This is a genomic window from Priestia filamentosa, assembly GCF_900177535.1.
GTDB classification, from domain to species: Bacteria; Bacillota; Bacilli; order Bacillales; family Bacillaceae_H; genus Bacillus_I; species Bacillus_I filamentosa.
In genome coordinates this window covers 115,159-140,992 of record NZ_FXAJ01000008.1, presented here as the reverse complement: position 1 = coordinate 140,992, position 25,834 = coordinate 115,159, and the positions used below count along the sequence as shown (strand labels likewise).

Here is a 25,834-nt window from a genome sequence, read left to right as displayed (position 1 = left end):
ACTGGAGATTTTTCTTCTTGTGCTGCTTGTAAAATCGCTTGCGTGAACTCTAAGTTGTTCAAGTTGAATTGACCTACTGCATAACCGTTATCTTTAGCAGTATTCAACATTTCTTTCATTGATACTAATGGCATTAGTAAATCCTCCTCTAAACTGTTGAAAGCTCGTTTCTTTAATAAAAGGAATAAAGCTTTAAAATAATGTAAGTACATCTTTAGGATACCAATTTACGAACTTGACGGCAATATAAAAGCTAGCAGAGTTCGACAAAAATAGGCAACCGCTCTTAAAAAACTGCCATATTTTTATACATTTTATGCAGTTAATACAAGAAAAAAACGCGCATAGTAAAGCCCGTGAGATTGAATAGTGATATGTAGAATTTCACAGCAACGAGGAGATTATAGTACTAGTTAGTATTAACTGGAATATATTTTTTTACAGCTTGACGAATTTCATCAATATCAAATGGTTTTGCAAAGTGTGTCAGCGCTCCTAAATCCTTTGCTTCTTGAATCATATCAAGCTCACCATATGCTGTCATAATGATGACTTTCACTGTTGCATCTAGCTCTTTTAGACGCTTTAAAATTTCAATTCCATCCATTCCGGGAATTTTCATATCTAATAAAACTAAATCTGGCGTGCGTTCTTTTGCAATATCAATAGCTTCAAAGCCGTTGGAAGCTTGAAGTGTTTTATATCCTTCTTTTTGCAACACTTCTGTTAAAAGAATGCGTATCCCGTACTGATCATCTACAATTAAAATTCGTTCTTCCACTTCTATCCCACCTTAAAATAAATTTTCGTACCGAGGACTACTTTACTCTATTCTACTTAGAAAAAGAAATCCCTTCTTTCACAAAAAATAACTTTTTGTACATTCTTAGCGGAGAAAGCGCTCGAACTTCTTAATTATAATCAAAAATAACATTTCACAGAATAAAATACTTATTTTTTATAGTTCAGCTTTTTAAATCCTTGGTGTTGTAAGCTATAATAGCTAGCAGAGGTGAATAATAATATGATGAAGATTTTTACAACCCAATTGAACGGATACTTCAATCGAATAAGTGAGAAAGAAGAGCTAAATATAGAAGATGGAGCACGCATACTTGCTCAAGGACTCATAGGCGATGGTAAACTTTTCGTACATGGTTTTCAAGAGATGGAGGCTCTTGCTATTGAAGCAACAAAAGGAGCAGATGCTTTAAATGCTGAACTGCTTCTTTCTAACGAAAACCTTGAAAATATAACAAGCGTTGACCGAGTTTTAGTTTGCAGTCGATATGCTCATGATCAAGAAGCTATAGAGTTAGCTAAAGCTATCTCTGAGAAAAACATTCCTTTTGTTACGATAGGGGCTCTTGATCCTAAACAAGAGGGAGAAACTGCAGCTAACTATTCAGATGTACATATTGATACAAAACTTCTTAAACCACTTATCCCTGGTGAGGATGGAGAGCGCTTTGGTTTTCCTTCTACAATGGTTGGCCTCTATGCTTACTATGCCGTACTATTTACAATAAAAGAAATGATGGAAGAATACGAATAAAAAAAAGCAGCTGATAATTATCAGCTGCTTTTTTATTATTGTTTTTTACCTAACTCAATTGAAGCACGTACAAACTCTCTAAATAGAGGTTGTGAACGCGTTGGGCGTGATGTGAACTCTGGGTGGAATTGACAAGCTAAGAACCAAGGATGGTCTTTTAACTCTACAATTTCCACTAGGCGACCGTCTGGGCTTGTACCAGAGAAAACAAAACCTTCATCTTCCATTGCTTGACGGAATTCATTATTGAATTCATAGCGATGGCGGTGGCGTTCATATACCACTTCGTCTTTGTATGCTTGCTGTGCTAACGTACCATCAACAAGTTTACATGGATATAAACCAAGGCGAAGTGTTCCACCTAAATCTTCTACGTCTTTTTGTTCTGGTAGAAGGTCTATAATTGGGCTTGTTGTCTCAGGTGCAATCTCTGCTGAATGAGCATCAGCAAGACCTAAAACATGGCGAGCAAACTCTACAGATGCAAGCTGCATACCTAAGCAAATACCAAAGAATGGTACTTTATTTTCACGAGCATATTTGATCGTTGTAATCTTCCCTTCGATTCCACGATCTCCAAATCCTCCTGGTACAATAATTCCATCAACATTTGCAAGTTCTTCTTTTACATTTTCTTCTGTAATGTTTTCAGAATTTAACCATTTGATTTTTACATCTGTATCAAAATCATAGCCTGCATGGCGAAGTGATTCAACAACAGAAATGTAAGCATCTTGTAGCTCTACATATTTACCAACAAGAGCAATCGTTGCTTTACCAGAAAGGTTTTTCACTTTATTAACAAGGCCTTTCCACTCTGTCATATCTGCTTCACGACAAGGAAGTTTTAAATGTTCGCAAGTTAGCTGATCAAGGTTTTGAGCTTGTAATGCTAAAGGAATTTCGTAAAGTGTTTCTGCATCTCCAGCTTCAATAACAGCTTTTGTATCAATATCGCAGAATAAAGCAATTTTATCTTTCATGTCTTGAGAAATTGGCATTTCTGTACGTACAACAATGACGTTTGGTTGAATACCTAAGCTGCGAAGTTCTTTTACACTATGCTGTGTTGGTTTTGTCTTCATTTCTCCTGCAGCTTTTAAATATGGAACAAGTGTACAATGAATATACATTACATTGTCACGACCAATGTCGCTTTTGATTTGACGAATAGCTTCAAGGAATGGAAGAGATTCGATATCCCCTACTGTTCCTCCAATTTCTGTAATAACCACATCTGCATTCGTTTCTTTTCCAGCACGGAATACACGATCTTTAATTTCATTTGTGATGTGTGGGATAACTTGCACAGTACCACCAAGATAGTCACCGCGACGCTCTTTTCTTAATACTGTTGAATAAATTTTCCCTGTTGTTACGTTGCTATATTTGTTCAAGTTGATATCAATGAAACGCTCATAGTGACCTAAGTCTAAGTCTGTTTCTGCTCCATCATCAGTTACAAACACTTCACCATGCTGATATGGACTCATTGTTCCTGGGTCAACGTTAATGTATGGATCGAACTTTTGAATTGTTACGCTTAACCCACGGTTTTTTAATAAACGGCCTAGAGAGGCTGCTGTAATTCCTTTTCCAAGTGATGATACTACTCCACCAGTTACAAAGATATATTTTGTCATCTGTACTTCCCCCTCTAAATTTAGGTTATCTTATTTAAAAAATTCTATGAAAAAGCAAAAAGAAGGCATATGTATCCTTCTTAAAAGTTTGCACGAGCTTATAAGTCATCATTCATGTAAAAATAATGATCAACACTTTAGCAAAACTTCCCTTCAAAAACGGGAGCTTCCAATTTATATAAAAAAATCAAAAAATTGCTCTTTATCTTATATACAACTCTATAAAAACAAAATTGCTCCCATCCTGCACACGCAGTAATGGGAGCAATATATATCTTATAAAAGATTGCTTTAATTTTTAAGAGCCCAAAAAGAATTCTACAAAGTTCTCTCTTAAAAGTCAAGGCTCTTTATAATTTTTCATCCTCATCAAGCTCTTCATACTCTAATTCTTCATCGTCTAAATCTTCATCATCTAGTTCTTCATCATCTAGATCATAATCTTCTTCTTCCAGCATATCATCATAATCTTCTTCATCATCTAGTTCTTCATAATCTTCTTCAAGACTATCTACATCATTGTACTCTTCGTAGTCATCATCAGCATCTTCATATTCATCAAGATCTTCTTTAGCATATCTTTTTGCTTTTCTTTTCTTTGTTTTTACTGTTGCAACAAGATCTTCTTCTGACTGATCAACAGGATACCAGCTGCGCAGTCCCCAGTGGTTGTCCCCAAGTGTAACAAAACGACCATCAATGTTTAAATCTGTATAAAATTGAGCAATACGCTGACGCACTTCTGCTTCTGAAAGACCCACTTTTTTTTGAATTTCTTCCACTAAATCGTGAAAAGAAAATGCTTTTGGTTCTTTGCTATCTGACATAATTTCAAACGCTAACTCGATCATTGCCGTTTCGCGTAGTTCTTCTTGAGTATATTGGTTTAGACCCAAAATAGACACACCCTTCCTATGTATCAAACTTATCTATAAAGTTTTCATAACTGTACTATTATAGCCTGTCAATGTTGTGTAAACACACCAAGTATTATTTTATCACGTGTAACATGAAATACATACCATTCATTATAAACAAATTTTATCCATTTATGCTAGTGTTGATAAGCAAAAAGTTCATTAAGCAAACTTCTTTTCTAAAAAAGGGAAAACCTTATGAAAGTCTCATTTCATTAAGGTTTTCCTCTCTATTACATATTCCGTCTATATTGCCCTCCTACTTCATACAAAGCATGAGTAATTTGACCAAGACTAGCTGTCTTTACAGTATTCATCAGCTCTGTGAAAATATTACCGCCATTTCTAGCTACTTCTTTTAATCTTTCTAAATCCCTTTCTGCTTTTCCTCTATATTTTTCTTGGAAATCTTGCAGGTCAACAATTCTTTTTTGCTTTTCTTCTTTCGTTGAGCGAGCAAGCTCCATACTATCAATACTTTCCTCACTTTGGGATTCAGGATTTTGATACGTATTCACTCCAATGATAGGCAGTTCTCCCGTGTGTTTCTTCATTTCATAAAACATTGATTCATCTTGAATTTTGCTACGCTGATATTGCATTTCCATAGCTCCTAGTACCCCGCCTCTATCGCTGATCCTTTCGAATTCTTTTAACACTTCTTCCTCTACAAGATCTGTTAATTCTTCCACAATAAAAGAGCCTTGAAGCGGGTTTTCATTTTTGGTTAGTCCATGCTCTTTTGTTACGATAAGTTGAATTGCCATTGCTCGTCGAACAGATTCTTCTGTTGGAGTCGTAATGGCCTCATCATAAGCATTTGTATGAAGAGAGTTACAATTATCATGAAGAGCCATAAGTGCTTGAAGGGTTGTGCGAATATCATTAAACGAAATTTCTTGTGCATGCAAAGATCGACCTGATGTCTGGACGTGATATTTCAGCTTCTGACTGCGTTCGTTCCCACCGTATTTCTCTCGCATTACAATTGCCCAAATGCGCCTTGCTACCCTTCCAATCACTGTATACTCTGCATCCAAGCCATTGCTGAAGAAAAAGGAAAGATTCGGAGCAAATTCATCAATTTTCATCCCTCTGCTCAAATAATATTCAACATACGTAAACCCATTAGCAAGCGTAAAAGCAAGCTGAGAAATCGGATTTGCTCCTGCTTCTGCAATATGATAGCCAGAAATAGACACAGAATAATAATTTCTGACCTTCTGATCAATAAAATATTGCTGAATATCTCCCATCATCCGAAGAGCAAATTCTGTTGAGAAAATACATGTATTTTGGCCTTGGTCTTCTTTTAGAATATCAGCCTGAACCGTTCCTCTTACAACATTTAATGTTCGCGCTTTCAATTCTTCAATCTCTTCTTCTTCAAGCTTTCGTGAAAGCTCCTTCTCCCTCATATCTATCGCTTGGTCGATAGCAGTATTGAGAAACATCGCAAGTAAGATAGGAGCAGGGCCATTGATTGTCATTGATACAGATGTTGTGGGTGCACATAAATCAAATCCCTTATATAGCTCTTTCATATCGTCTAATGTGCAGATGCTTACCCCGCTCTCCCCTATTTTTCCGAAAATATCAGGACGAATATTTGGATCTTCACCATACAATGTTACAGAATCAAAAGCGGTGCTTAATCTATGTGCACTTTCTCCTTTAGAAAGATAATGAAAACGGCGGTTAGTTCGTTCAGGCGGCCCTTCGCCTGCGAACTGCCTTTTAGGATCTTCTCCTTTTCGCTTAAAGGGAAAAACACCTGCTGTGAATGGAAAGAATCCAGGTGTATTTTCTTTATAAACCCATTTTAAAATATCACCATAATCATGATAAGAAGGCAGCATAACTTTAGGTACTTTAAGACCCGACAACGTTGTCGTAACAAGCTCTGTTGTGATTGTTTTTCCTCTTACTTCTGTAGAAAAAGTATCACCTTTGTAAGATGCTGTTTTTTCTTCCCACGTCTCTAAAATTTTAAGTGATTCTTTCGAAAGTTTTTCTTTTTCTTTTTCTTGTAGCTCCCTCATATGCTCTTTTACATTTTCATTAAAAGTAAGTTCTTCTGCTCCTTGAAGTCTGTAAAGATTTGTAGCATATTCGGCTTGCTGAAGTTTGTCTTGATGATACCTTCGAACTGTATCAGAAATTTCCCGCATATAGTGCTGGCGGCTTGGTGGGATAATCGTATGCTGCTCTTTTTTTTGACAAATATCTATCCCGCTGTCCCCAAATTTTTCATTGTATTGATTGTTAAGCTTCTTAACCAAGTCATTGAATAGAATATTAGTCCCACTGTCATTGAACTGATTTGCCATTGTTCCATAGACTGGCAATAAATCAAAGTCTTTATCAAATAGAGCGTGGTTTCGCTGATATTGTTTTTGGACTTGTCGTTTTGCATCTTCTGAGCCTCGTTTATCAAACTTGTTGATTACAATAAAATCTGCATAATCGATCATTTCAATCTTCTCAAGCTGTGACGGTGCTCCAAACTCACTTGTCATAACGTATAGAGAAAGATCACAAATATTCGTAATTGACGCATCCCCTTGCCCAATACCGCTCGTTTCAACAATGACAATATCATAACCAGCTTCCTTCACAACGGTAACGGCATCGTCAATTGCGAAAGACAATTCATGATTCGATTTTCTTGTTGCTAGACTTCTCATAAAAACGCGAGGGGAATTAACGGCATTCATTCGAATTCGGTCACCGAGTAGCGCCCCGCCTGTTTTTTGTTTTGTCGGATCAATAGATAAAACAGCCATTCTAAGCGACGGAAACTGAATTAAAAAACGACGAATAAGTTCATCTGTAAGAGAGCTCTTCCCAGCTCCGCCTGTTCCTGTTATTCCAATTACCGGAATATCGTTATGAGATGTCCCTTTAGGCAGCTCTCCTCCATTCTCAACATGTGTAATAAGACGAGCCACTTCTTGGTCGTTGCTTGGATTTAGAGGTAATTTCACCTCTTTTGCTTCAAGCGGAACATCACACTCTTCAATAATTTTATCAATCATTCCCTGCAGACCATAGTTCCGCCCATCTTCAGGAGAAAAGATATGAGAAATACCGTACTCATGAAGCCTTCTAATTTCTTTTGGAAGGATAACTCCTCCACCACCGCCATAAATTTTAATATGACCTGCATTCTTCTCTTGTAGAAGATCATACATATACATAAAGTATTCCATATGTCCCCCTTGGTAGGAAGAAACCGCAATCCCTTGGACATCTTCTTGGAGGGCTGCTTGAACAATCTCATCAACAGAACGATTGTGCCCAAGATGAATGACCTCAACACCACTTCCTTGAAGAAGGCGACGCATAATATTAATGGAGGCATCATGACCGTCAAATAAGCTTGAAGCTGTAATAAAACGTATATGGTGTTTTCTTTTATACCTCATATTCTCACCACCTTTTCGCCTTATAAATACCGTGAAATCACAAGTCGCTGAATTTCCTGAGTTCCTTCATAAATTTGCGTAATTTTCGCATCACGCATAAACCGTTCCACAGGATAATCTTTTGTATAGCCATAGCCACCAAAAACTTGAACAGCCTCTGTTGTCACTTTCATCGCTGTATCTCCCGAGAGAAGCTTGGACATGGCAGAGGCTTTTGCATAAGGCTCTCCTTGTGATTCTAACCATGCTGCTTGATATGTTAAGAGTCTTGATGCCTCAACGCTTGTGGCCATATCTGCCAGCTTAAAAGCAATCCCTTGTTGAGCAATAATTGGTTTTTTGAACTGATGACGCTCTTTGGCATAGGCAACGGCGGCATCAAGGGCTCCTTGAGCAATCCCAAGAGCTTGAGCCGCAATCCCGTTTCGGCCTCCATCTAAAGTCATCATCGCAATCTTGAAGCCTTCTCCTTCTTCTCCAAGAAGATGGTCTTTACTTACTCGACAATCTTCAAAAATAATCTCTGTTGTTGGAGAAGCGCGAATACCGAGCTTCCTTTCCTTCTTTCCAATTGAGAAGCCTTTCATATCTTTTTCAATAATAAAAGCGCTTGTTTCGCCTTTTCCGTCACTACTTGTTTTTGCAAAAACAATATAGATGTCCGCTTCTCCTCCATTTGTAATGAAAATCTTTGAACCATTTAGAATATATTCATTTCCTTCTTTTCGGGCAGTTGTTTTCATCCCTCCAGCATCTGATCCTGACTGTGATTCTGTTAAAGCATATGCGCCTAGAAATTTCCCTTCCGCAAGAGGGGTTAAATACTTTCTCTTCTGTTCCTCATTTCCAAAGGTATAAAGAGGCCAACATGCTAGCGAAGTATGAGCTGAGAGCATAACGCCTGTTGAAGCACATACACGCGAAAGCTCTTCAACAGCAATACAGTACATTACATAATCACCACCAATACCTCCGTACTCTTCAGGCCAAGGAATCCCTGTCAAACCTATTTCAGCCATTTTTTCAAAGATCGTTCGATCAAAACGTTCCTGCTCGTCTCGTTCTTCCGCTGTTGGACCTACTTCCTTATCCGCAAAGTCACGTACTGTCTTCCTAATCATTTCATGTTCTGATGATAGCTCAAAATTCATCTCTTCTCCCCCTTTAGTTTAGAGACTGCGACTGATTACTATCTTTTGAATCTCACTTGTTCCTTCATAAATCTCACAAACCTTTGCATCTCTGAAAAAACGCTCAGCATGATGATTTGGAATTCCTCTATATTCTGCTAAACAATCAAGCACACCGCTTGTAACATAAACTGCTGTCTTAGCAGCAAAGAGCTTGGCCATTGAAGCCTCTTTCCTACATGGTTTTCCTTTTTGCTTTAAGAATGCAGCTTGATATGTTAAAAGCTTTGCACCTTCAATACGGGTAGCCATGTTTGCTAAAGGGAGCAAACTTTTTTTGTCCCTTTTTATAAAAAAGAGTGCCTCTTCTAGGGAAGCCTCCGCAATTCCTAAAGCTTGGGCCGCAATTCCAATTCTTCCGATATTCAAATTACTCATTGCAATTTTAAATCCCTCACCTTCATCCCCTAAGCGGTGTTCTTTATGAACTTTCATATTTTCAAAGTAGAGAGGTGTTGTACGTGAACCATGCAGCCCCATCTTTTTTTCATCTTTTCCGACCTTCAAACCTACCGTTTCTTTATCTACAATAAAAGCTGTAATGCCTTTATCTGTACGCGCAAAAACAAGGTAAATGTCTGCTTCTCCCCCATTTGTAATGAACTGTTTTGCCCCGTTTAGGATATACACATCTCCATCCTTCTCTGCTTTTGTTTTTAAGCTCCCTGCATCTGATCCTGCTCCTGTTTCTGTTAAGGCAAAAGCACCTAAAATATCGCCACTTGCTAATCTCTTAACATATCGTTCCCGCTGCTTTTCTGTGCCGAATGTTAAAATAGGATTTGTACAAACAGATGTATGAACAGATAAAATAACCCCTAGTGCTGCGCTTTTTTTAGAAATCTCATGAATTGCTATAATATAAGAAATAAAATCCAGCCCAAGACCCCCATACCTTTTGCTGAAGGGGATTCCCATAAACCCTTGCTTACCCATTTTTTCAACAAGAGGTCTTGGAAAAACACCTTCCTCCATCTTCTCTACAAAAGAAGTAACTTCTTCCCTTGCAAACTTTTCCACCTGTTGTTGTATCTTGGTATGCTTTCTTGTAAAAGCGAGCATAGAATCACTCCCCTCATTCATACTCGTAAAAACCACGCTTTACTTTATAACCAAGGTATCCCCCTTTCACGTATTGCTTTAGAAGTGGACAAGGCCGATATTTATCATCACCAAACCCTTCATGCAGTACCTCCATAATGAACAAGCATGTGTCAAGCCCAATAAAATCAGCAAGCTGTAAAGGGCCCATTGGATGGTTCATTCCAAGTTTCATCACTTCATCAATTGCTTCTTTTGAAGCTATTCCCTCGTATAAAGTGTATATTGCCTCATTGATCATTGGCATTAAAATACGGTTAGATACAAAACCAGGAAAGTCCTCTACTAGCACAGGAACCTTTCCTAGAGACTCTGTTATCCTTTTAATCTCTTGATATGTTTCCTCAGATGTGGAGAGTCCACGAATTACTTCAACAAGCTTCATAACAGGAACAGGATTCATAAAATGCATTCCAATGACTTTCTCAGGCCTTTTTGTTACAGCCCCAAGTTCTGTAATTGAAAGAGCAGATGTATTAGAAGCTAATATAGCTTCTTTTTTTACTATTTGATCAAGCTTTTTAAAAACTTCTTTCTTTACCTCTAAATTTTCAACGATTGCTTCAATTACAATATCAGCATCATCACCATTACTAAGACTTGTTGTGTCCTGAATTCTTGCTAGCGTTTCATTCATCTCATCTTCTTTTATCTTTTCCTTCTGAACTGCTTTTTTAAGAGATGTTTCAATTTTGTTTATCCCTCTTTGCAATGCTTGTGTGTCAAGATCATAAAGAACCACATTATAAGAAGCTGAAGCGAGAACTTGAGCAATCCCTGCTCCCATCTGTCCTGCGCCAATCACCATTGCCTTTCGGTTTTCCATCCCGTTTCCTCCTTTCAAACTTTAATCATAATTGCGTCACCTTGCCCTCCGCCGCTGCATATTGAAGCAATTCCGAATCCGCCTCCCATCCGCTGTAATTCATGAATAAGCGTGACTAAAATACGGGCTCCGCTTGCTCCAATAGGATGACCAAATGCAAGGGCCCCACCATTTACATTTACTTTTGAAGCTTGAAGGCCTTCTGTTTTCATATTTATTAAAGCAACAGCTGCAAAAGCCTCATTGATTTCAAATAGAGAAATATCTTCAACCTTCTTGCCTGTTTTGGCTAATAGTTTACGAATTGCTAAGCCTGGTGTTTTAGGAAAATCTTTTGGTTGAAGTGCTAATGATGTGTAATCGACAATTGTAGCTAATGGTCGATATCCTAATTCATATGCTTTTTTTTGACTCATCAATACTAAGGAAGCGCTTCCATCATTGACTCCTGGGGCATTTCCAGCTGTTATTGTCCCCCCATCATTAAAAGCTGGTCTTAATTTTTTAAGTTTTTCAGCTGTTGTGTTTCTTCTTAGTGACTCATCTTCTTCTATAAAAAGAGAACCTTTACTATTCTTCACCTGAACAGGGACAATTTCCTCCTTAGAATATCCCTTCTCATAAAAGAGAGCAGCCCGTTCATGGCTTCTTACAGCCCACTCATCTTGTTCTTCTCTTGTAAGCTGAAATTCTTCCGCTGCTGCATCACCATAACTCCCCATTGCAGCTCCTGTAAACGTACATGTTAACCCATCATGCATCATGAGGTCTTTTAAACTTTGGTTTCCCATTTTATGTCCAAAACGAGCCTGCTCCAAAAAATACGGAGCATTGCTCATTGATTCCATTCCTCCTGCAATAACCGCTTCACTTTCTCCAAGCCGAATTAAAAAGTCCCCTTCTATTACAGCCCTCATTCCTGAAGCGCATACTTTATTAATTGTTTCTGTTTTAACGTTCCAGTCTAATCCACCTTTAAAAGAAGCCTGCCTTGATGGAAGCTGACCTTGACCTCCCTGTAGCACATTTCCAAGCAATACTGTATCAATCACTTCTTTTGCCTCTTTTTTCTCTTCTAACAAAGCTCTGATTGTCTCTCCACCTAAATCGCTTGCTGTTAAATCTCTAAAATGTCCCCCGAGTCTACCAAAAGGAGTGCGCTTTGCTGCAACAATAACCGATTTCATTATTTCCCCTCCTTTTTATGCTTTCTCAATAGAGCCAAAGACAGCCTTCTCAAGAAGCTCTGCAACGTCATATGTTCCGACTTTATCTTCTACTTCTTTCGCTTTTGTACCATCGCTTAACATTGTTAAACAATAAGGGCAACCTGAACTAATGACAGTTGGTTTCACCTCTAATGCCTGTTCTGTTCGGGTTACATTAATTCGAGACCCTGCCGTCTCTTCCATCCACATTAAGCCACCGCCAGCTCCACAGCACATCCCTGTCTCTCGATTTCGTTCCATTTCCAGAACATTCACCCCTGGAATGGCTCTTAAAATCTCTCTTGGAGGTTCATATACTTCGTTGTAGCGGCCCAGATAGCAAGAATCATGAAATGTAATGCTTTCATTCACTTCATACTTTGGCACAAGTTTCTTTTCTTTAAGAAGAGAGGCGAGTATTTCAGTATGATGATATACATTGCCTTTGAACCCAAAGTCAGGATACTCATTCTTAAACGTATTGTATGCGTGAGGATCAATTGTAATAATGTTCTTAACTTCATTTTTCTCAAATTCCTGAATGTTCGCTGCCACAAGCTCTTGAAAAAGAAACTCATTTCCTAATCTTCTTGGTGTATCTCCAGAGTTTTTTTCTTTATTGCCAAGGATTGCAAAGTCTATTCCTGCTTCACGCAACAGCTTCACAAGAGAAAAGGTAATTTTCTGACTTCGGTTATCAAGCGCACCCATTGATCCTACCCAAAGCAAATATTGAAACGTTTTCCCTTCTTTTTTGAGCTCTTTCACCGTTGGAACGTTAACATCTTGAAGCGTACGCCACTTTTCCTTTTCCTTTCTGTTAATTCCCCATGGATTACCTTGACGCTCGATATTTGTCATCGCTCTTTTTCCGTCCCCATCCATCTTTCCTTCTGTTAAAACAAGATAGCGACGTAAATCAATAATTTTATCAACATGCTCATTCATCACTGGGCATTGATCTTCACAGTTTCGACATGTTGTACAGGCCCAAATCTCTTCTTCTGTAATCACATCGCCAATTAATGATGGGTTATAGCTGAGAGTTGCTGCTGATTCCTCAATCCCCTGCTGTTTACTTTTTAGAGCAAGCTGATTGCCGTGTGTATTATTGAAAGCAAACGCTGGGACCCATGGTGTTTTGGACGTTACAGCGGCTCCTTTATTTGTGAGATGATCACGAAGCTTTAAAATTAAGTCCATTGGGGAAAGCATTTTTCCTGTTCCAGTTGCTGGACATACATTTGTACATCGCCCACACTCTACACACGCATAAAGATCAAGAAGCTGACCTTGAGTAAACTCCTCAATCGTTCCAACCCCAAATGTTTCTTTGCTTTCATCCTCAAAATCAATTTTTTCAAGCTTGCCAGGAGGAGTAAGGCGATTTAAATAAACGTTAGCAGGACCTGCAATTAAATGAGCATGCTTTGATTGTGGGACATACACTAAAAAAGCGAGGAGCAATAAAAGGTGTACCCACCATGCTGCATAGAAAAGAGCAGTGGCTCCTGTTTGTGGAAGAAAGCTAAACAAACTTGCAATAAGAGAAGCAACAGGCTCTGACCAACCTAGTTGTTCATTATGCCAAATAAGACTCATTCCGTTTCCTGCAAGAACTGAGATCATAAGTCCACCAATAAAAAGAAGAACAAGACCTGATTTGAACCCTCTTTTCAAACGTACTAGTTTTTCAATATATCTACGATGAAAAGCCCATAAAACGGCAACTAGAATTAGAAGTGTCACAATTTCTTGAAAAAAGGTGAACCCTCCATAGACAGGACCAAAAGGCAAATGATGTCCTGGAAAAAGTCCTTTTATAATAAAATCAAGAGCTCCGAATTGCACGAGAATAAAACCATAAAAAAAGAGAACGTGAATAATACCGCTCTTTCTATCTTTCAACAGCTTCTTCTGTCCAAAAACATTTTCAACAACCTTACGATAGCGTTCTTTTACTTCTCCATCAAATTCTATTTTCCTTCCTAACCTGATGTAGGTTAGCCTTGTTCTAATGAGATATGAGAACAAGAAAACAGCGTAAGCGGTTACAATCAAAAAAGCTAACATGTTAATCCATAAGAGCATTGTCACTTTGTTCCCTCCTTTTAACATGAAAACATCAGAAATCTTTTTGTAGTATAGTACTTTTATTGTATAAATTGAATGAACATTCAGTCAACCCTTTCCTTTCTTAAATTTAGAAATAATCTTAGTCAAAAAAGGGTAACTTATAACAAAGCGAGGAGGCGGATTATGATTGCATTAACAGTTATCGGTCTTATATTTTTATTGATTGTTCTTCTCATTATTGATTTTACCTGCGGTTCTGCTCTTCATAGAAAAACAGCTGAGGAAAAACTCTACCCCAAGCGAAAGGGCGACATTACATTTTATACAGAAGGATATGATCTTTTTGAACAACTCTTCTCTGATGTACGAAATGCTACAAAAAGTATTCATGTCCTTTTTTATATTATTCGCTCAGATGAAGTTGGACAGGAATTTCTGACTCTTTTGAAAGAAAAAAGACAGCAAGGTGTTGAAGTATGTCTTCTTCTTGACTGGGTTGGAAGCTCTCTTACTAAAAAGGATATTCAACTCTTAAGAGAAAAAGGCATAAAATTTTCCTTTACTCACAAACCTACTTTTCCTTTTCTTTTCTATAAACTAAACACAAGGAATCACCGAAAAATAACAGTTATTGATAATTCAATTGGCTATATTGGCGGTTTTAATATTGGCAAAGAGTATTTAGGCTTTAACCCAAAGCTTGGGGCATGGAAAGATTTTCACCTCCGGATAACAGGAGAAGGAGTTGCAGATCTTCAAAGTCAGTTTTGCGAGGATTGGAAGCGGGAAACAGAAGAAGTACTATATCCGCCCGAGCCTTCATACAACGGAACGTTTCCTTGTTCTTTCCAATTTAAAGCGACAGATGGTAAAACACTTGAACAAGATTTTATCACAATGATTGAGAAAGCCAAAAAAGACATTTATATTGGTACACCTTATTTTGTTCCGAGTCAAAAATTGTTTCAACCCCTTCTTGATGCAATAGATCGAGGGGTAAATGTAAACATTCTCACACCACTTAAAGCTGATCACCCTCTTATTCCTGATTCTGCTTTTCCCTATTATAAGCCTCTCCTAAAAAAAGGAGGCCGTGTTTTTCGTCATTACTATGGCTTTTACCACTCTAAAGTCATCGTGATTGATGATGTGATGTGTGATATTGGAACAGCAAATTTTGATAAACGAAGTCTTTTTCTTAACAAAGAAATTAACTGTTATATGTACTCTCCTTCATTTATCTTGCAAGTTAAAAAAATTGTATGTGACGACATAAATGATGCAGAAGAGTTAATGTTAGAAGATATCCAAAAAAGAACGTTGTTTCAGAAAACAAAAGAGCAAATTTCAAAATTGGTATCGCCACTTCTATGAGAGGAGTTTCATTATGTTTATTCGGTTTGGCTATGTGTCACATGCTTTGAACCTTTGGGAAGGATCTCCTGCTAAAACAATGACATTTACGCGTTTTAAACAGCTCGACAAAGAACAGCGGCTTGAGCAACTAAAAAATGTAACAGAACAAAATCTTCAAACAACATGGCGCATCCTTCACTATAATGTTGGGCATGAAATTAAACTTTATCGCCTTTCTTCTTCCCTTGTTCCACTTGCAACACACCCTGAGGTAAACTGGGACTACCTTGGGATTTTCGGTTCAAAATTAAAAGAGATTGGTACTTTTATTAAAAAACATAATTTACGGGTTAGCTTTCACCCGAATCAATACACGCTTTTTACAAGTGATAAACCTCATATCACAAAAAATGCTGTTCGTGATATGGAGTATCATTACAATATTTTAGAAGCAATGGGCGTTGAGAAAACGTCCCTTATCAATATCCACGTTGGAGGAACTTATGGTGACAAGCCTTCTGCTATTGAACGTTTTCATAAAAATTTAAAAAAGCTCCCTACTTCTATCAAACAAAAAATGACGCTTGAAAATGATGATAAAACATATACAGCAGCAGAAACACTAAAAATATGTCAGCACCAAGGAATCCCTCTTTTATTTGATTATCACCATCATCAAGCAAATTTGAGTGAAGCACCGCTTGAAGAGTTGCTTGAACCTATTTTTGATACATGGAAAGAAAGGAACTTAAAACCCAAAGTACATCTCTCCTCTCCAAAATCAGAAAGCAGTTTTAGAAGTCACAGTGATTATTTGTCACTCGATTTTGTGAAACCGTTTTTCAAAACAGCTCGTGAGTTAAATAGAGATTTTGATGTCATGATTGAAGCAAAAGGCAAAGATAAAGCACTGCTTCAATTTGTAGAAGAGGTAAGTAAGCTACGCGGCATAAAACGAGCAAGCGGTGGAAGCATTATTTGGCCATAAAAAAATCTCCCACAACATAGAGGGAGATTTTTTTATTTACATTTTTTCTGGAGCTGATACACCAATTAGTGCAAGAGCATTTTGAAGTGTAATGCGCACTGTTTGAATAAGAGCTAAACGAGCTTTTGTTGTTTCAATATTTTCTTTATCTAATACTTTCTCAGCATTGTAGAAGCTGTGAAGTACAGAAGCTAGATCAAAGATATAGTTCGAAATACGATGTGGAATACGTTTTAGCGCTGCTTCTCCAACAACCTGTGGGAATTCTCCTACCTTCTTAAGCAAATCGATTTCTTTCTCTGCTTTGATTAGAGAGAAGTCTACATCCTTATCAAACGAAATGTTCAGTTCCTCCGCTTGACGAAGCATACTGCAAATACGCGCATGTGCATACTGAGCATAGTAAACAGGGTTGTCATTTGATTGTGATACAGCAAGATCCAAATCAAAGTCCATATGAGTATCAGCACTACGCATTGCGAAGAAATAGCGAGTCGCGTCAAGACCAACTTCTTCGACAAGGTCACGCATTGTAACAGCTTTTCCTGTACGCTTACTCATCTTCATTTTCTCGCCGTCTTTATAAAGGTGTACAAGCTGAATAATTTCAACTTCAAGCGTATCTTTATCGTATCCTAATGCTTGGATAGCAGCTTTCATACGTGGGATGTAACCATGGTGGTCTGCTCCCCACACGTTGATAAGTTTGTTGAACCCACGTTTAATTTTATCTTGGTGATATGCAATATCAGGTGTTAAATATGTGTAAGAACCATCGTTTTTAATAAGCACGCGGTCTTTATCATCACCAAATGTTGTCGAACGGAACCATGTTGCTCCTTCTTCTTCATATACATGACCTTGTTCTTTTAATGTTTCTAGAGCATCATCAATTTTACCGTTTTGATAAAGAGATGTTTCAGAATACCATACATCAAAAGGTACACGGAAGTTCTCTAAATCTATTTTTAATTTTTCCATTTCATATTTTAAGCCGTATTCGCGGAAAAATGCCAGACGTTCTTGTTCTTCCATATTGACATATTTATCGCCTTCTTGTTCTGCAAGTTTTTTTCCGATTTCAATAATGTCTTGACCATGATAACCGTCTTCAGGCATTTCTTTTTCTTGACCAAGAGCTTGCATATAACGAGCTTCAACAGATGATGCGAGGTTATTAATTTGATTACCAGCATCATTAATATAATACTCACGAGAAACTTCATAACCTGCTTTATCTAAAATATTACAGAGAGAATCCCCAACAGCTGCACCACGTGCATGTCCTAAATGTAGACTTCCAGTTGGGTTTGCTGACACAAACTCAACCTGAACTTTTTCGCCTTCGCCAACGTTTGTTTCACCATATGCAGTGCCTGCTTTCAACACAACTGGAATTAAGTCTGTTAAGTAGCTATTATTCATATAAAAGTTAATAAATCCTGGCCCTGCAATTTCTAGTTTCTCAATAGATGCTTTTGTTTTATCAAAGTTTGCTACGATATCTTCTGCAATTGCACGAGGAGCTTTACGTGCAACACGAGCAAGCTGCATTGCCATATTTGTTGCATAGTCACCGTGTGTTTTGTCTTTTGGTGTTTCTAACACAACATCTGGAAGTTGTTCTTCCGTTGCTAATCCAGCTTTTAAAACAGCTTGTTTTACTTCTGCTTTCAAATTCTCCTGCACTTGTTCTACTATATTCATTGCTCTTCTTCCTCCTTGACTGTCACAGTGAGCGCATATTTTCCTGCTTTTTCTCCCTGTAAATATAAATCATATGATAAAAAAAGACGGACTTTCGTCTTGAACTGCTGATATTCAATGTTATGTGTCTCTGTTAAAACATGAAAAATGCCATATGGACTTTTATAAGAACCTTCTGTTTTTTGCTGTTTTTTAAATGTTTGCTTCATTGTTACAGTACCAGAACGGTTCAGAAGTACTTCTACTTTACCAATTTTTAAAAGAGTACGAATTTCTTCGCCATCTTGTTCTTCGTCATACTTAATATAAATGCTGTCTCCCTTTTCATAAAGAAGCCCTTTTGAATTTGTTTTTACAATTTCTTTGCGTGCTCCGTCACGAATATCTGAGACAACTTCTACGCTTACTTTTTTACCTGTTGATGATACGCTCATCTCAACACTTCCTTACAATTCTAGCATAACTATTAACCTTTATAGTATAAGGATTGTTTTCATAAAATTCAATGTGAGGACGCCTTTAATTTCATTTTTTACATTCTCTCGTATTCTAATCAATAAAAGAATATTTACTGTTCACTAGCTTGCTTTTCGCTCACTTTTCAACAAGTAAAGGAAATAGGGAGCTCCAATAACAGCTGTAATAATCCCTGCTGGAATTTCAGTTGGTGGAACAAGTCCTCTTCCTAGACTATCAGATACAAGAAGAATAACAGCCCCACAGAGCGCTGAAGCAGGAAGCAATACGCCTGCTCGATTTCCAACAAGTCTTCTTGAAATATGCGGAGCAATTAAACCAATAAATCCAATTGATCCAACAACAGCTACGCTTAACCCCGTTAAAACGACAGCTACCGCCAAAAGAATATATCGAGTTTTTTTCGCTTTCTCCCCTAATCCAACTGCAACATCGTCCCCTAGAGCTAGAATATTCAGTTTTGAGGAGAGCAGGAAACAGAATGGAATAATAATGAGACACGGGATAAGCAGAACAAGTTCATCCCATCCGCGACTCCAAAGGCTTCCTGTTAACCATACTAGTGTTGTATTCACATCGTCTGGAAACTTAATCATTGTATATTGAATACCAGCCTGACAAATAGCTCCTAATGCCACACCAACAAGCGCAAGCGTGCTCGGTCTCATATTTGTTCGATGCGAGAAAATCATAAGCAAAATAGCAATAATAGAAGCCCCTATAAATGCGGAAATAGGCAATGCTATAAGAGATGAACTTGGCAGTAAGATGATTACAATCGCAGCAGCTAAACCTGCTCCTTTTGTAACACCAATCACATCAGGAGAAGCAAGCGGATTACGTAAGATCCCCTGTAATATTGCTCCTGAAATTCCTAAACAAGCTCCGACAATTAAAGCAATAAGGACGCGTGGAAGTCGATAGTTATAGAGAATAAAGAAATTATCTTGAACACCGAAAAAGAAGGTTTGTAAAACGCTCCAAGGTGAAATATAGATGGAACCAACGCCTAGGCTCATAACGCTAAGTGCAAAAACAATAATGAGTAGGATAAGAATTGTTGAAACCGGATGTTTCTTCTTTATAGCAGTGGTTTTCTTCATGATTTAGCCTCCTTTCCTTTAGTAGCCAGATAGAGAAAGAAAGGGGCTCCAATTAGTGCTGTAACAATCCCAACCGGTGACTCAAATGGATAGGCAATAAATCGTGAGAGTACATCAGCATATACCATTAAAACAGCCCCAAACAAAGCTGAGAATGGAAGAATAATAGTATAATTTCCACTTCCAAAAATCTTTCGTACGATATGAGGAACAATAAGGCCAACAAACCCAATTGGACCTGCTACAGCAACAGAAGAGCCTGCTAAGATAACAACAATCAAGGAAACAAAAATTCGAATTCCTTTCACTTTTAGTCCAAGTCCTTGTGCAACACTTTCTCCTAGTACAAAAATAGAAATGGACTTTGCACAAAGTATGGCAGCTATTAATCCGACAATAGTCCAAGGTAAAATAATTTGCACATGACTCCAATCTTTCCCATCAATTGCTCCAACTAACCAATATAGAACATCTTTTGCCTGCTCACTCATTACAATAAATGCCTGTGTTAAAGACGAAAGAAATAGATGAACAGCCATACCTGCTAAGGCAAGCTTCACATCTGTTATCCCTCCTCCAGAGGCAAATGAATAAACAACAATGCCCCCTAATAGAGCTCCTAACAAAGCAAAATAGATGGTTGTAGAAGATAACATTGCTGGGAATAAAACAAGAGAGCTTACCACAATAAGCGATGCTCCTGCATTTACACCGAATACTTGCGGAGATGCGAGAGGATTTCTTGTTAAAGCTTGCATAAGCGCTCCCGCTACAGCTAAATTAGCTCCTACAATAATAGCTAATACAGCTCTAGGGAGCCGCAGTGTTCGAATGACAACCTGCTCTTTTGAACCATCTGGACTGAATAAAGCACCTATAAATGTACCTACACCTGTATGTGTAGCTCCAATTAGAACACTTCCCATCGTACCAATCACAAGAAGGAAAAGAGCAAGAAGGAAAACACCATAAATTTTTATTTTTGAACTTTTCATTTCAAACACACCACACTTTTACGACTATTTCTCTCTACAAAAAAAGAAGCAAGAAAAGAGTTTTCTTACTTCTTTTTTCATAACTCAATCTTGTTTCTTTTCATCTAGCAACTTATCCATGTCTTTTCCGATATTCTCAGCTGAAATAATACCACGGAAACGAGTCCATAAATCACGGTCAACATTATAGACTTGATTATTTTTCACAGCTTTTAAATTTTTCCAAAGTGGATTATCTTTCCATTCATCTGTTAAAAGCTTTCCTTCATTGTTTGCTAATATCAAGATGTCTGGATCAATTTTTGAAAGCTGCTCTAAGTTCATTTGAGCATAAGCATCTTTTGTATCGATTGGATTTTTAAATCCAAGCTGCTCTAAAAGCTGTCCATCATATGATGAAGAAGTATGAGCTTGGAACGATGTATCACGTACAACTGCAGGTAAAACGGTTGCTTTTTCATTATCTGCAAGTTTTTCTTTTAAATCTTTCATCGTTTGTTTATGTTCTTCAAGACGTTTTTTGCCTTGTTCTTCTTTATTCATTGCTTTTGCAATTGTTGTGAAAGCATCTAGGTTTTCTTCATATGTAGATTCACGGCTTTTTAATACAATTGTTGGCGCAATTTGCTGTAACTCTTTATAAATAGCTTTATGACGCTGTGCATCTGCAATAATTAAATCTGGTTGTAAAGAGCTAATAACTTCTAAGTTTGGCTGCTCACGTGTTCCAACTGAAGTATAGTCCATTTTCTTGTCAACTAACTTTTCAATCATATCTTTTTTATTATCATCTGCAATTCCAACAGGCTCTACGCCAAGAGCATTAAGAGAATCAACAAATGATAGTTCCAATGTGACTACGCGCTTTGGTGTACCCGTAATTTCTGTTTTGCCTAGCTCATGCTGAACAGTTCTAGTTTCCTCTTTACTTGAGCTTTTCTTCTCTTTCTCTTCACTATCTTGGGAAGAGCTACATCCTGCTAATGCCACTATAAAAGTGAGCAAAATGGCTACAAGAGAAAAAGTCCATTTCTTGGTGTTACGAACCATTGTGAATTCCTTCTTTCTACTTAATACTTAATAATGATAACAATTATCAGTGTTATTATCTTACAACCCTTTCACATTGTGGGTCAATCCCTTATAAGTTGTTTATTCGACATAATAACGTATCATTCACTAAATTACTCCAGAAAATGTGAGCTATTTTGATTTATTTCCCAAGAAATTTCTCTTTAGGACCAACTATTTTACACTCTATCTCGTCTTACATTATAGGAGGGATTACTGTGGAAGAAACACAACTAATCAACAGAGCTCAACAAAGGGAGAAAGGGGCTTTTGAACATCTAATGGAAGTCTACGAACCTAGGCTTCAAAGGATTATTAATGCCTATGCCCTTAATAAATACGATTTAGAAGATATTAAACAGGAAACAATCATTCGTATGTTTATTTCTCTTCCAAACTTATTACATCATCGCCCCTTCACTTCCTGGATGAAGAAAATTGCCATTCATACTTCTATTGATTTTTATCGCAAAAAAGACCGAGAAATCCCAATTGAAAATGTACAAGAAATAAAACATCCCCATAAGAAGGAAAGCGAACATTTCTTTTGGATTGCACAAATTCTCGATGAACTAGATAAAAGAAAAAGCCAAATCCTCTCTCTGAAGATTATTGATAATTACACCTTCAGACAAATTAGTCATATTGGAGATCTTACAGAAAGTACAGTAAAAAGTCATTATTATGGTGGCATACAAAAGTTAAAAACAGTTCTTGCAGTAGAAACCATTGGGGAGGTTCAGAATATGTTAGAAACGTTAAAAGAAAAAGCAGTTAGTATGTTCTCTATTCCTTCTAGCTATGACCTTTTGATTGAACAGGAATATTCAGAAGAAATATTATTTGCATGGGAAGATAAAGCTGAAGAAACTGGTTTTATGATCTCTTTTCACCCTAACGGAGAGCTACTCTCTTATTCAAGAGAGATGAATCATACTCATATTCGCTACGCTGAAGAATTGTTATATAAAAAGGTCCTAAAATTCCTCCATGATCAAACAAATTTGTGCCCTCCCCCCTTTTCAAAAGCTTCGCCTATTTTTTTACAAAAAGTATGCGCTTTGAATGGATAATGAAACATAACGGCTATAAAATTGACAATAGCGGCTTCTTTATCGACATTTCGTATGATGGATATGTGATTAATTTTAAAAGATATTGTACAACTAATCCCCGTCATTTCCACACCCCGCAAAAAGAGGTCCATGTAGAAACTGTAAAAGATTATCTTATGAAAGAAACTTCGTGCAATTTGTTTCTTTCAACCTCTAATAACCAAGGGAAGCTTGTTTACAAAATAGAGCCCCCGTTTTATAGCGTTGGGGTTGATGAATATCCTTCACACCCTGTAAAAGAAGAAGACCTAGTCATATCCAAACCACTGAGGTCTGTAAACTCAAGTGCAGAAACTATTGAAGAAATGATTGGGCTAACAAATGAACATGAATATATTCGAGAAAGTAAAGACCCTGGGTTAAGAGGAAAAGTGTTTCGAAAGAAAAATCTTACTCTTGTCTCATCAGATAAAAGCATTGATAACTATATGAGAGAACGAAACGACGAGACCATTAAAATCCAATATAAAGAGAATGGAAAAATAAAAGGAATCTTTTCATTTGAGAACCCTTCTGCCAACTTAAGAAAGAAATACAATCGAAAACAAGGATACGAGCGTGCATTGCAATTTTTGGAGAAAGTGCTTCCATCACATCAAACAATTCTTCGTTTTGGTGGGGTCAGTTATAATACTGATGAATCTTGGGTGCTTGTCACATTTTATCTTACCTCTAATATCCCTTTTGAATATGGGGGAATGATTAATGTTAATGTTTGTCGAAAAACTTTACGGATTGTCTATTATATGGAGCCTGAGACTGAAGTTGATAAGCTTCTTTCTCTACAAGAAGAAACAACACTTATCTCTGCTACAAAAGCCAAAGAAACCCTTCTATCCCTTCTTGAGGTAGAGGCTGTTTGGAAAGAGGATGAAGAGAAGGGTTGCTTTACTTTACATTATCAAACAAATCTATTAGAACCTAACTTTCATTCACGTATGAATGCAAAAACAGGAGAACTTTTGGATTAAAAAAAGGCAGCTTATAAAAAGCTACCTTTTCTAATTATTTTACCCAACCAAGCATCATTTCACGAATAAGTTTGCTTGCTGTATTTGCTGTTTGTTCTGAATTATCATAGATTGGAGCAACTTCTACTAGGTCTCCTCCCACAACATTGACGTTAGAACGTGCAATTTCATGAATCGAAGCAAGAAGCTCTTTTGATGTGATCCCGCCTGCGTCAACTGTTCCCGTTCCAGGAGCATGTGCTGGATCTAATACATCAATATCAATTGTCACGTAAACAGGGCGTCCTGCAAGCTTTGGTAGGATTTCCTTTAACGGCTCTAAAACTTCAAATTTCGAAATATGCATCCCATTTTCTTTTGCCCATTGGAATTCTTCTTTCATACCTGAACGGATTCCAAACGAATACACATTTTCAGGTCCAATATGCTCAGCAATTTTACGAATTGGGGTTGAATGTGATAAAGGCTCTCCTTCATATTCAACACGCAAATCCGTATGTGCATCCATATGAATGATTGCAAGATTTGGATATTTCTTTGCCATTGCTTTCATAACAGGCCATGATACAAGATGTTCTCCTCCCATACCAAGTGGGAATTTTTCATCTTTAAGAAGGTCATCTACATATTCTTCAATCATATCAATGCTGCGCTGGGCATTTCCGAACGGAAGTGGAATATCTCCTGCATCAAAGTACGCTACATCTTCTAATTCACGATCAAGGTATGGGCTATATTCTTCAAGTCCGATTGAAACTTCACGGATACGTGTTGGGCCAAAACGAGAACCTGGACGGTAGCTTACTGTCCAATCCATTGGCATTCCGTAAAGAACAACTTTACTTTCTTCATAACTTTTATGACTTCCGATAAACACATTACCAGAATAGGCTTCATCAAAACGCATTATACTGACTCCCTTCAAACAATAGGAAGCCATGAGAATCCCCATGGCTTTTTCTTATTTTAGTAGATCTGCTACAAATTTAGGTAGAGCGAACGCTGCTTTATGCAGTTCCTTTGTGTAATATTTCGTTTCAATTTCATGGAAGCGTTCTTCACTTACTTCTAAAGGATCATACTTTTTAGAACCAAGTGTGAATGTCCAAAGACCGCTTGGATATGTTGGAATGTTAGCTGTATAAAGACGCGTGATTGGGAAAATTTCCGCTACGTCACGTTGCGCATTTGCAATAAGGTCTGCTTTAAACCAAGGATTGTCTGTTTGGGCAACAAAGATACCATCTTCTTTTAGCGCTTTATAAATCCCTGCATAGAAACCTTTCGTAAATAAGTTTACAGCAGGACCAACTGGCTCTGTTGAATCAACCATAATAACGTCATATGCATTTTCACTTTTTGCAATATGCATGAAGCCGTCGCCAACTTGAACATCTACACGTGGATCTTCTAATTGACCTGCAATTGTTGGTAAATATTTTTTAGAGTACTCGATTACTTTTCCATCAATATCAACAAGTGTTGCTTTTTTCACGCTTGGATGTTTTAAAATTTCGCGGATAACGCCACCGTCTCCTCCACCAACAACAAGGACATGCTCTGGATTTGGGTGTGTGAAAAGTGGTACATGTGCTACCATTTCATGATATACAAACTCATCTTTCTCTGTTGTCATAACCATATCATCAAGAAGAAGCATGTTACCAAACTCTTCTGTTTCTACCATATCTAACTTTTGAAATTCTGTTTGTTCTGTGTGAAGCGTTTTATTAATTTTTGCTGTAATACCAAAATTCTCTGTTTGTTTCTCTGTAAACCAAAGACTCATTATACTTCATCCCTTCTATATCAAATATCCTCTTGTCCACATTAACATTTAGTAGTGTATTCGCAAAATCGAAAAGTACACGTAAAATATGTACGAATTGTTCTTCAGATAAGGAGCTTGTTAACCTTATGTTAAGGCATACTCGCAAGTTTCCCACCTTAGTATAGATTAATCTCGTAAAAAAGCAAGCGTTTTTTGCATGATCTTATTCTATGAAAATTCTTCTAAAATTCAAAGCTATTTTGATGTTTAAAACTCCGTTTTTTTTTCAATACTGTTTTATGTATGAAGAAAACGGAGGTGAATACTTTGGAGCTA

The 25,834-nt window shown here is 37.4% G+C and carries 22 protein-coding genes; 5 read left to right on the top strand and 17 right to left on the bottom strand.

What is annotated here, in order from left to right; genetic code table 11:
* Together B9N79_RS22025 and B9N79_RS22020 are read right to left on the bottom strand one after the other, a co-directional pair.
* Nucleotides 1-134: class II fructose-bisphosphate aldolase (locus tag B9N79_RS22025; RefSeq protein WP_205635670.1), on the bottom strand; the 134-nt coding region annotated here is incomplete at its 3' end.
* Nucleotides 135-409: 275 nt separating this feature from the next.
* Complete coding sequence (locus B9N79_RS22020; RefSeq protein ID WP_019394775.1) at nt 410-781, bottom strand: response regulator; 372 nt, start codon at nt 779-781, stop codon at nt 410-412.
* Between the two features lie 243 nt (nt 782-1,024).
* Here B9N79_RS22020 and B9N79_RS22015 point away from each other — a divergent pair, with 243 nt between their 5' ends.
* Nucleotides 1,025-1,555 (top strand): DUF2529 family protein, encoded by a 531-nt coding sequence (locus tag B9N79_RS22015; RefSeq protein ID WP_019394774.1) that lies wholly within the window; start codon nt 1,025-1,027, stop codon nt 1,553-1,555.
* 35 nt (nt 1,556-1,590) lie between these two features.
* Here B9N79_RS22015 and B9N79_RS22010 read toward each other — a convergent pair whose 3' ends face one another.
* The 8 genes from B9N79_RS22010 to B9N79_RS21975 all read right to left on the bottom strand — a co-directional run bounded on the left by B9N79_RS22010 (nt 1,591) and on the right by B9N79_RS21975 (nt 13,965).
* On the bottom strand, nt 1,591-3,198 hold the full coding sequence (locus tag B9N79_RS22010) for a CTP synthase (RefSeq protein ID WP_040060343.1): 1,608 nt from the start codon (nt 3,196-3,198) through the stop codon (nt 1,591-1,593).
* A gap of 350 nt (nt 3,199-3,548) precedes the next feature.
* Nucleotides 3,549-4,103: a DNA-directed RNA polymerase subunit delta gene (rpoE, locus tag B9N79_RS22005; protein WP_338069113.1), complete on the bottom strand. Its 555-nt coding sequence runs from the start codon at nt 4,101-4,103 to the stop codon at nt 3,549-3,551.
* A gap of 245 nt (nt 4,104-4,348) precedes the next feature.
* On the bottom strand, nt 4,349-7,543 hold the full coding sequence (gene icmF, locus B9N79_RS22000; RefSeq protein ID WP_040060346.1) for a fused isobutyryl-CoA mutase/GTPase IcmF: 3,195 nt from the start codon (nt 7,541-7,543) through the stop codon (nt 4,349-4,351).
* A 20-nt stretch (nt 7,544-7,563) separates the two neighbouring features.
* Entirely contained in the window at nt 7,564-8,694 is a 1,131-nt protein-coding gene (locus B9N79_RS21995) for an acyl-CoA dehydrogenase (RefSeq protein WP_040060348.1), read from the bottom strand.
* 18 nt (nt 8,695-8,712) lie between these two features.
* Nucleotides 8,713-9,795 carry an acyl-CoA dehydrogenase family protein gene (locus B9N79_RS21990; protein WP_085118967.1) on the bottom strand — a complete coding sequence of 361 codons (1,083 nt, stop codon included), beginning with the start codon at nt 9,793-9,795 and terminating at the stop codon, nt 8,713-8,715.
* Nucleotides 9,796-9,808: 13 nt separating this feature from the next.
* On the bottom strand, nt 9,809-10,660 hold the full coding sequence (locus B9N79_RS21985) for a 3-hydroxybutyryl-CoA dehydrogenase (RefSeq protein WP_046218044.1): 852 nt from the start codon (nt 10,658-10,660) through the stop codon (nt 9,809-9,811).
* Between the two features lie 14 nt (nt 10,661-10,674).
* Nucleotides 10,675-11,850 carry an acetyl-CoA C-acetyltransferase gene (locus B9N79_RS21980; protein ID WP_040060353.1) on the bottom strand — a complete coding sequence of 392 codons (1,176 nt, stop codon included), beginning with the start codon at nt 11,848-11,850 and terminating at the stop codon, nt 10,675-10,677.
* Nucleotides 11,851-11,862: 12 nt separating this feature from the next.
* Complete coding sequence (locus B9N79_RS21975; protein WP_094041313.1) at nt 11,863-13,965, bottom strand: (Fe-S)-binding protein; 2,103 nt, start codon at nt 13,963-13,965, stop codon at nt 11,863-11,865.
* A gap of 162 nt (nt 13,966-14,127) precedes the next feature.
* On the opposite strand from B9N79_RS21975, the gene cls reads away from it, so the two are divergent.
* Together cls and uvsE are read left to right on the top strand one after the other, a co-directional pair.
* Nucleotides 14,128-15,318, top strand: a complete 1,191-nt coding sequence (gene cls / locus B9N79_RS21970) for a cardiolipin synthase (RefSeq protein WP_040060354.1) — start codon at nt 14,128-14,130, stop codon at nt 15,316-15,318.
* Between the two features lie 13 nt (nt 15,319-15,331).
* Nucleotides 15,332-16,288: a UV DNA damage repair endonuclease UvsE gene (gene uvsE / locus B9N79_RS21965; protein ID WP_085118962.1), complete on the top strand. Its 957-nt coding sequence runs from the start codon at nt 15,332-15,334 to the stop codon at nt 16,286-16,288.
* A 36-nt stretch (nt 16,289-16,324) separates the two neighbouring features.
* On the opposite strand, the gene argS is transcribed toward uvsE, so the two are convergent.
* The 5 genes from argS to B9N79_RS21940 all read right to left on the bottom strand — a co-directional run bounded on the left by argS (nt 16,325) and on the right by B9N79_RS21940 (nt 21,620).
* Complete coding sequence (argS, locus tag B9N79_RS21960) at nt 16,325-17,995, bottom strand: arginine--tRNA ligase (protein WP_040060357.1); 1,671 nt, start codon at nt 17,993-17,995, stop codon at nt 16,325-16,327.
* Nucleotides 17,992-18,429 carry a YwiB family protein gene (locus B9N79_RS21955; protein WP_046218045.1) on the bottom strand — a complete coding sequence of 146 codons (438 nt, stop codon included), beginning with the start codon at nt 18,427-18,429 and terminating at the stop codon, nt 17,992-17,994. The genes argS and B9N79_RS21955 overlap by 4 nt, the downstream gene beginning before the upstream one ends.
* A gap of 144 nt (nt 18,430-18,573) precedes the next feature.
* Nucleotides 18,574-19,575: a FecCD family ABC transporter permease gene (locus B9N79_RS21950; protein WP_040060359.1), complete on the bottom strand. Its 1,002-nt coding sequence runs from the start codon at nt 19,573-19,575 to the stop codon at nt 18,574-18,576.
* Nucleotides 19,572-20,570: a FecCD family ABC transporter permease gene (locus tag B9N79_RS21945; RefSeq protein WP_040060360.1), complete on the bottom strand. Its 999-nt coding sequence runs from the start codon at nt 20,568-20,570 to the stop codon at nt 19,572-19,574. Before B9N79_RS21945 ends, B9N79_RS21950 begins: the two co-directional genes overlap by 4 nt.
* Before the next feature lie 84 nt (nt 20,571-20,654).
* Entirely contained in the window at nt 20,655-21,620 is a 966-nt protein-coding gene (locus B9N79_RS21940) for an ABC transporter substrate-binding protein (protein ID WP_040060363.1), read from the bottom strand.
* A 239-nt stretch (nt 21,621-21,859) separates the two neighbouring features.
* Between B9N79_RS21940 and B9N79_RS21935 the strand changes: the two genes are divergently transcribed.
* Together B9N79_RS21935 and B9N79_RS21930 are read left to right on the top strand one after the other, a co-directional pair.
* On the top strand, nt 21,860-22,714 hold the full coding sequence (locus tag B9N79_RS21935) for an RNA polymerase sigma factor (protein ID WP_040060365.1): 855 nt from the start codon (nt 21,860-21,862) through the stop codon (nt 22,712-22,714).
* Entirely contained in the window at nt 22,714-23,727 is a 1,014-nt protein-coding gene (locus B9N79_RS21930) for a YcdB/YcdC domain-containing protein (RefSeq protein WP_040060367.1), read from the top strand. Before B9N79_RS21935 ends, B9N79_RS21930 begins: the two co-directional genes overlap by 1 nt.
* A gap of 34 nt (nt 23,728-23,761) precedes the next feature.
* On the opposite strand, the gene speB is transcribed toward B9N79_RS21930, so the two are convergent.
* Together speB and speE are read right to left on the bottom strand one after the other, a co-directional pair.
* Nucleotides 23,762-24,634 carry an agmatinase gene (gene speB, locus B9N79_RS21925; protein WP_019394757.1) on the bottom strand — a complete coding sequence of 291 codons (873 nt, stop codon included), beginning with the start codon at nt 24,632-24,634 and terminating at the stop codon, nt 23,762-23,764.
* A 54-nt stretch (nt 24,635-24,688) separates the two neighbouring features.
* Nucleotides 24,689-25,516 (bottom strand): spermidine synthase, encoded by an 828-nt coding sequence (gene speE / locus B9N79_RS21920; protein ID WP_019394756.1) that lies wholly within the window; start codon nt 25,514-25,516, stop codon nt 24,689-24,691.
* Nucleotides 25,517-25,834: the final 318 nt, after the last annotated feature.